Source organism: Corallococcus sp. AB049A, assembly GCF_003668885.1.
Classification (GTDB): domain Bacteria; phylum Myxococcota; class Myxococcia; order Myxococcales; family Myxococcaceae; genus Corallococcus; species Corallococcus interemptor.
Map to the genome: position 1 here is coordinate 1 of NZ_RAWL01000487.1, position 5,983 is coordinate 5,983.

A 5,983-nucleotide genomic window follows, 5' to 3' on the forward strand; every position below is an offset into this window, starting at 1 on the left:
CGATGGAGGGCATCAGCCCGTGCGCCAGCGCTCCGGGCGGCAGCGCCAGCGCGTCCCCCGGCCCGCCCTCACCGGCGGTGGCGGGCAGCGCCGCGGGCGGCTCGTTGCGCACCGCCACGTCCACCGTCAGCGCGTCGAAGCGCAGCGCGTACTCCAGCGCGAACGGCTCCCGCAGGAGCCCGGAGAAGTCCGAGCACAACACCGCGGACACCAGCTCCAGCAGCGTCGTGCGCCCGCTGCCCGTCGCGCCCACCACCACGTTGAGCCCGGGACCGAACGTCAGCACCGTGTCCGGCGCGAGCCCTCGGTAGTGGTGGACCTGCAGGCGGCTCAGCTTCATGGCGTCCTGCTCTCCCCGTGCCTTGGACGGCCCTCAGCGTAGGCCCTTGGCCAGCTGATGCGCGAGCCGCTGCAGAAGCTCCGTGTTCTCCGCCTCCGCCGCCTTCAGCTTGGGCAGCTGCGCCTTCAGCGCCGCCAGGTCCTTGCCCCGGGTCACCAGGTCCTCCGCGCCCAGCTCCAGCCAGCGCCCCAGCTCCTGCGCGGTCAGCTCCAGGTGGAACTGGAAGCCGTAGGACTTCCCCAGCCGGAAGGCCTGCTGCGTGTAGCGGTCCGTGGACGCGAGCAGCGTCGCGCCGGGCACCGGCGTGTAGGTGTCCCCGTGCCAGTGGGCCACCGCCGTGCGCGCCTTCACGCCCGCCACCACCGGGTCCTTCAGCGCGTCCGGCGTCCAGCGCACCGGCCCCACGCCCACCTCGAAGCCGTTCTTCCCCGGCGACACCGTCGCACCCGCCGCCGCCGCCAACAGCTGCGCACCCAGGCACACGCCCACGCACGCGCGGTCGTTCGCCAGCCGCTCTCCCAGCAAGGCCAGCTCGTCATTCAGGAACGGATGGGCGTCCGCCTCGTACACGCCCATGGGCCCGCCCATCACCACCACCAGCGGCGCGTCCACGTCCTCGCGCTTCACCGTCCGGAAGCGCCGCACCAGCGTGAAGCCCGCTGACTCCAGCGCGGGGCCCAGCAGACCCGGCCCCTCGTGCTCCTCGTGCTCGATGACCACCGCGCGCATCGTCCGCCACCCCTTCCCGGTGTCCTCGTTGGTGTCACACGCAATGCGTGCCGCGTGAAGACTAACGCTCCCGGCCACATCCGGCCGCGACGCGGCGTGAACAGGAATAAACGGCAGGCGTTTATTTCACAGTATTTCGTGCCATCATCAGCGGGCCCGGTTTCCCCTATAAGCATGCGCACCCGGGCATTCCCCCTTGGGCGTTTTTTCCGTCGCGTCGTTTCCGAAAGGAAGTTCCTCGTGAGCAAGAGCCTTCGCGGTTTCAAGTGGCTGATGGGCACGGTGGTCGGCGTTTCCCTGCTGAGCGGTTGCGGTGCTCCTCCGGCGGAGGGTGAGTCCACCCCGGCCGAGGCCACGGAGCAGGCCCAGGGCGCCCTGACGGCGCAGGTGTCCGTGGGCAAGGCCTCCATGGCCGCCAGCGAGCGCGTGACGGTGGAGGTGACGCTGACGAACACCTCCGCCGCGCCGGTGAGCCTCTACAAGTGGGACGCGCCGGGCGAGGGCCTCAACGAGGGCCGCCTGTCCGTGTCGCGCGACGGCCAGCCGGTGGAGTACACGGGCGCGCACTTCAAGCGCGTGCAGGGCCGCGCCGAGGACCTGATCACCCTGGCCCCCGGCCAGAGCATCTCCGGCCCGGTGGTCGTGTCGGACGCGTATGACCTGTCCGTCTCCGGCACGTACACCATCCGCTACGAGCTGGAGGCGCGCGCGGGCGTGACGGCGCTGGCGTCCAACTCGGTGAGCCTGTTCATCGAGGGCCGCCGCACCAGCCACGAGGGCGCGCAGGCGATGGGCACGGTGACGGCGCAGGGCCTGTCCTACTCCGGCGCCTGCACCAGCTCCGAGCAGACCACCATCACCAACGCGTACAACAGCGCGAAGACGTACTCCAACAACGCGTACACGTACCTGAGCGGCACGCCGTCCGCGACCAGCCGCTACACCACCTGGTTCGGCACGTACTCCAGCAGCGGCTGGAGCACCGTCAAGACGCACTTCAACAACATCAAGAACGCGTTCGCGTCCGCCGCCGTCGTGGTGGACTGCAGCTGCAACGACAGCGGGACGTACGCGTACGTGTACCCGTCCTCGCCGTACAAGATCTACGTGTGCGGCGCCTTCTGGAGCGCCCCCAACACGGGCACGGACTCGCGCGCGGGCACGCTGGTCCACGAGATGAGCCACTTCACCGTCGTGGCCGGCACGGACGACTGGGCCTACGGTCAGACGGCCGCGAAGAACCTGGCCAGGTCCAACCCCACGCGCGCGCGTGACAACGCGGACAGCCACGAATACTTCGCGGAGAACAACCCCTCGCTGCCGTAAGGTGACGCCGGGCCGTTGACTTCGGGGCGCGGGCCACTGGGCTCGCGCCCCTTTTCTTTTCGCCGCACCCGACACAAGGAGCGTCACGAAATGGGACGAATGAACCTCACATGGCTCGCGGTGCTGACCGCCGCCGGTGTCACCGCCTGCACGCCGAAGCCCGCGGAAGCGCCCAAGGAGCAGCAGGCCCCCGTCGCCGCGACGCCGCCCGCCGCCGAGCCCGCGAAGGAGCCCGCCGCCGTGACGACCCCGAAGCTGGAGTGCGCCCTCAGCGTCCACCCGAAGGCGAAGCTCAATGAGCCGGTGGAGGTCCTCTTCAAGCTGACCAACCGCTCGGAGACTCCCGTCTGGGTGCTCAAGTGGCAGACGCCGCTGGAGGGCATCCTGGGCACCGTGTTCCAAATCACTCGCGACGGCGAGGAGCTGCCGTACCAGGGCCCCATGGTGAAGCGCGCCGCCCCGAACGCGGACGCCTACGCGGCCATCGCCCCGGGCGCCACGGTGGAGAACACCGTGGAGGTGTCCCAGGCCTGGGACTTCAAGAAGCCGGGCACGTACCGCATCACCTTCCGCGACGACCTGATGGACGTGGCCACGCGCAAGGAGGACGTCCCCCGGGCGGGCGGCGAGTACAAGTCCACGCCCGTGACGTGCGCCCCCGTGGACGTGACGGTGGCCGCGCGCTGAGGGCAGCCGTGAGGGGTTGAGGCGGCGCTCCCGGATTTCCCCGGAAGCGGCAGGGACCGGGCAGGCACGGTCCCCCTCCTCAGGCGGGCCCGGGCGCGATACACCTGGGCCCACCATGGCGGACACCCCCACGATGAACATCCCGACGGTCGACCTCTTGGACCTGGCGTCGGGTGAACCGGCGCGCCTGGAGCGCGCGGCGGCGGCCCTTCGCGAGGCCTTCGGCGTCTTCGGCCTCGTGTTCGTGAAGAACCACGGCGTGGACGCGCCGGCGCTGGAGCGCTTCTACGACGCGTTCTCCGCCTTCGTGGCCCGCCCGGACGCCCGGAAGCGCCCCTTTGGCCGCGCGGACCTCTGGTACCAGCGCGGCTGGACGCCTCCCAACACGGAGGTCGCCGTCGCCAGCAACGGGCAGCCGGACTTCAAGGAGTGCTACTTCGCGACGCCCACCCCCACGGACCCGCAGTCCGCCATGGAGTTCCCGGAGCTGTACCCGGAGAACATCTGGCCGGACGACGCGCCGCCCTTCTTCCAGGAGGGCCTGCTCACCATGGGCACCGCGCTGCACGAGGCCGGCCTCAAGCTGCTGCGCGGCGCCGCCCTGGCGCTGAGCCTGCCGGAGGACACCTTCACCGCCGCCTGCGAGAGGGCCCCCCACGTCACGCGCGCGCTCCAGTACCTGCCCCTGGGCCCCACCCAGGTGAACACCGGCATCCTCTGGGGCGAGGAGCACACCGACTTCAACCTGCTGACGCTGCTGCCCGGCGGCCGCTTCCTGGACCCCGAAGGCCGCCCCGCGCCGAAGCCGGATGACCAGAGCGGCCTGTACCTGCGCACGCGCGCCGCGCCGGACGCGCCCAACGGCCACATGGTGCGCGGCACCGCGCCCGCGGGCTGCATCGTGGCGCAGGTGGGCCAGCAGCTCGAAATCCTGACGGGCGGGACGTTCCTCGCCACGCCGCACGTCATCACCGCGCCGGGCGTGCCGGGGTGGCAGCGCCAGTCCGCCGCGCACTTCATGCACGTGCACACCAGCCAGGTGCTCTTCCCCCTGCCCGGCTTCCGCACACCGGAGGCGGTGGCCAACTACGCGCCGCCGGTGCTCGCGGGCACGTACGACATCAAGACGCTGGTGGACATCGGCCTCGCGCCGCCCGCAGCGCTCGACAAGCTGGGCTACCGCCACTACGACCGCCTGAACCGGATGCGCGCGACCTCATAAGCCGCTCAAGGGGCCAGCGTCCCCTTGCCGCTGGCGCGCGGGGGAGGGGCTGCGTTACAGCGCAGCCACCCCATGGCCACCCTCGCCACGTCCATCTTCCGTTACCGCGACTTCCGGCTGTATCAAATCGCCCGCCTGTGCGCGGTGCTCGCGGCGCAGATTGAGTCGGTGGCCATCGGGTGGCAGGTGTACGAGCTCACCGGGAGCGCGCTCGCGCTGGGCTACACGGGCCTGTCCCAGTTCGTCCCCTTCCTCCTCTTCAGCCTCCTGGGCGGTCAGGTCGCGGACCGCTACGACCGCCGCCGCATCCTGGCGCTGTGCCAGGGCGTGATGATGGTGTGCAGCCTGCTGCTCTTGTCCTTCACGCTGGGCCACTTCCAGGACGTGAGGTTCGTCTACGGCATCCTGGTGCTCTTCGGCACGGCGCGCGCCTTCTACGCGCCCGCGGGCTCCGCGCTCACGCCCTACCTGGTGCCCAAGGAGGAGCTGACGCGCGCGGTGGCGGTGAACTCCATCACCTGGCAGGTGGCCACCATCTCCGGCCCCGCCCTGGGCGGCCTGCTCTACGGGTGGCTGGGCGGCAAGGGCGTCTACACCACGTCCGCGTCGCTGTGCGCGCTCACCATCGTGTGGATCCTCTCGCTCAAGGTGCGCACCGGCAGCGCGTCCAGCGAGCCCATCTCCCTGAAGACGCTGGTCGCCGGCCTGCGCTTCGTGCGCCAGAAGCGGATGCTGCTGGGCAGCCTCACGCTGGACCTCTTCGCGGTGCTGCTGGGCGGCGCGGTGGCGCTCCTGCCCATCTACGCGCGCGACGTGCTGCACACCGGCCCGTGGGGCCTGGGCCTGTTGCGCAGCGCTCCGGCCGTGGGCGCCGCGGTGGTGGCGGTGCTGCTCGCGTTCCGGCCGCTGGGTGGGCACGCCGGGTGGAAGATGTTCATCGCGGTGGCCATCTTCGGCGCGGCCACGCTGGTGTTCGGCGTGAGCACGTCCCTGCCCCTGTCCCTGGCGGCGCTGGCCATTGGCGGAGCGGCGGACATGGTGAGCGTGGTGGTGCGCCACACGCTGGAGCTGGTCTCCACGCCGGACGACATGCGCGGCCGCGTGAGCGCGGTGAACCTGATGTGCATCGGCGCCTCCAACGAGCTGGGCGAGTTCCGCGCGGGCTCGCTCGCGGAGGCCCTGGGGGCCGTGCACGCGGTGGTGATTGGCGCCGTGGGCACGCTCGTCGTCGTGGGCCTCTGGGCCTGGCTCTTCCCGGAGCTGCGCAACGTGGACCGGCTGGAGTCCGCCGCCCACAAGCCGCCCCTCCCCGAACCGGACGCCACCGAGTCCGCGCCCTCCGTCTGAGTCTCCCGGGGCCCGGGGTGAAAACCGTCGGAAGCGAAGGGTTCAACCCCGCGTGAGGGGGCTGTTGCCTGGGGGGCCACCTGTGGACCGGCCTTGTAGCCAGGAAGGACACAACCGGGGCACTTTGGCCCCCACCTTCCGAGGAGGGTCGCGGATGGTACGGTCCATGCTTGGACTCGCGCTCCATGGCGTACTACTTCCATGTGCTGGCACTCTGCGTAGGGGCCGCGATGTGCCTCGTGTTGGGCCGCGCCCTCTTCGATTTCGACGAGCCCGCCCCCACCCCCTGTCTCCTATACACCTCTCCTCGCCCCCGACACCCGCCCCTAACC

6 protein-coding genes are annotated in these 5,983 nt (G+C 71.0%); 4 read left to right on the forward strand and 2 right to left on the reverse strand.

Annotated elements, in window-relative coordinates:
• Positions 1–340: AAA family ATPase (locus tag D7X55_RS34200; protein ID WP_147470319.1), on the reverse strand; the 340-nt coding region annotated here is incomplete at its 3' end.
• A gap of 33 nt (positions 341–373) precedes the next feature.
• The gene (locus D7X55_RS34205) at positions 374–1,069 is read right to left on the reverse strand and encodes a glutamine amidotransferase-related protein (protein ID WP_120550345.1); all 696 of its coding nucleotides are present in this window, start codon (positions 1,067–1,069) and stop codon (positions 374–376) included.
• 240 nt (positions 1,070–1,309) lie between these two features.
• Here D7X55_RS34205 and D7X55_RS34210 point away from each other — a divergent pair, with 240 nt between their 5' ends.
• From D7X55_RS34210 to D7X55_RS34225, 4 genes are all read left to right on the forward strand, one after another.
• The gene (locus D7X55_RS34210) at positions 1,310–2,395 is read left to right on the forward strand and encodes a M35 family metallo-endopeptidase (RefSeq protein WP_120550346.1); all 1,086 of its coding nucleotides are present in this window, start codon (positions 1,310–1,312) and stop codon (positions 2,393–2,395) included.
• Between the two features lie 90 nt (positions 2,396–2,485).
• Positions 2,486–3,082, forward strand: a complete 597-nt coding sequence (locus tag D7X55_RS34215) for a protease (protein WP_120550347.1) — start codon at positions 2,486–2,488, stop codon at positions 3,080–3,082.
• A gap of 115 nt (positions 3,083–3,197) precedes the next feature.
• Positions 3,198–4,304: an isopenicillin N synthase family oxygenase gene (locus D7X55_RS34220; protein WP_121725245.1), complete on the forward strand. Its 1,107-nt coding sequence runs from the start codon at positions 3,198–3,200 to the stop codon at positions 4,302–4,304.
• A 72-nt stretch (positions 4,305–4,376) separates the two neighbouring features.
• A complete protein-coding gene (locus D7X55_RS34225; protein WP_121725246.1) occupies positions 4,377–5,651 on the forward strand; it encodes an MFS transporter in 1,275 nt (424 codons plus the stop codon).
• The last annotated feature ends 332 nt before the right edge of the window (positions 5,652–5,983 follow it).

Excerpts from the sequence above, each read along its gene's own strand:
- D7X55_RS34220 (WP_121725245.1), top strand. The coding sequence starts at position 3,198 with ATGGCGGACACCCCCACGATGAACATCCCGACGGTCGACCTCTTGGAC.
- D7X55_RS34215 (WP_120550347.1), top strand. The coding sequence starts at position 2,486 with ATGGGACGAATGAACCTCACATGGCTCGCGGTGCTGACCGCCGCCGGT.
- D7X55_RS34205 (WP_120550345.1), bottom strand. The coding sequence starts at position 1,069 with ATGCGCGCGGTGGTCATCGAGCACGAGGAGCACGAGGGGCCGGGTCTG.
- D7X55_RS34225 (WP_121725246.1), top strand. The coding sequence starts at position 4,377 with ATGGCCACCCTCGCCACGTCCATCTTCCGTTACCGCGACTTCCGGCTG.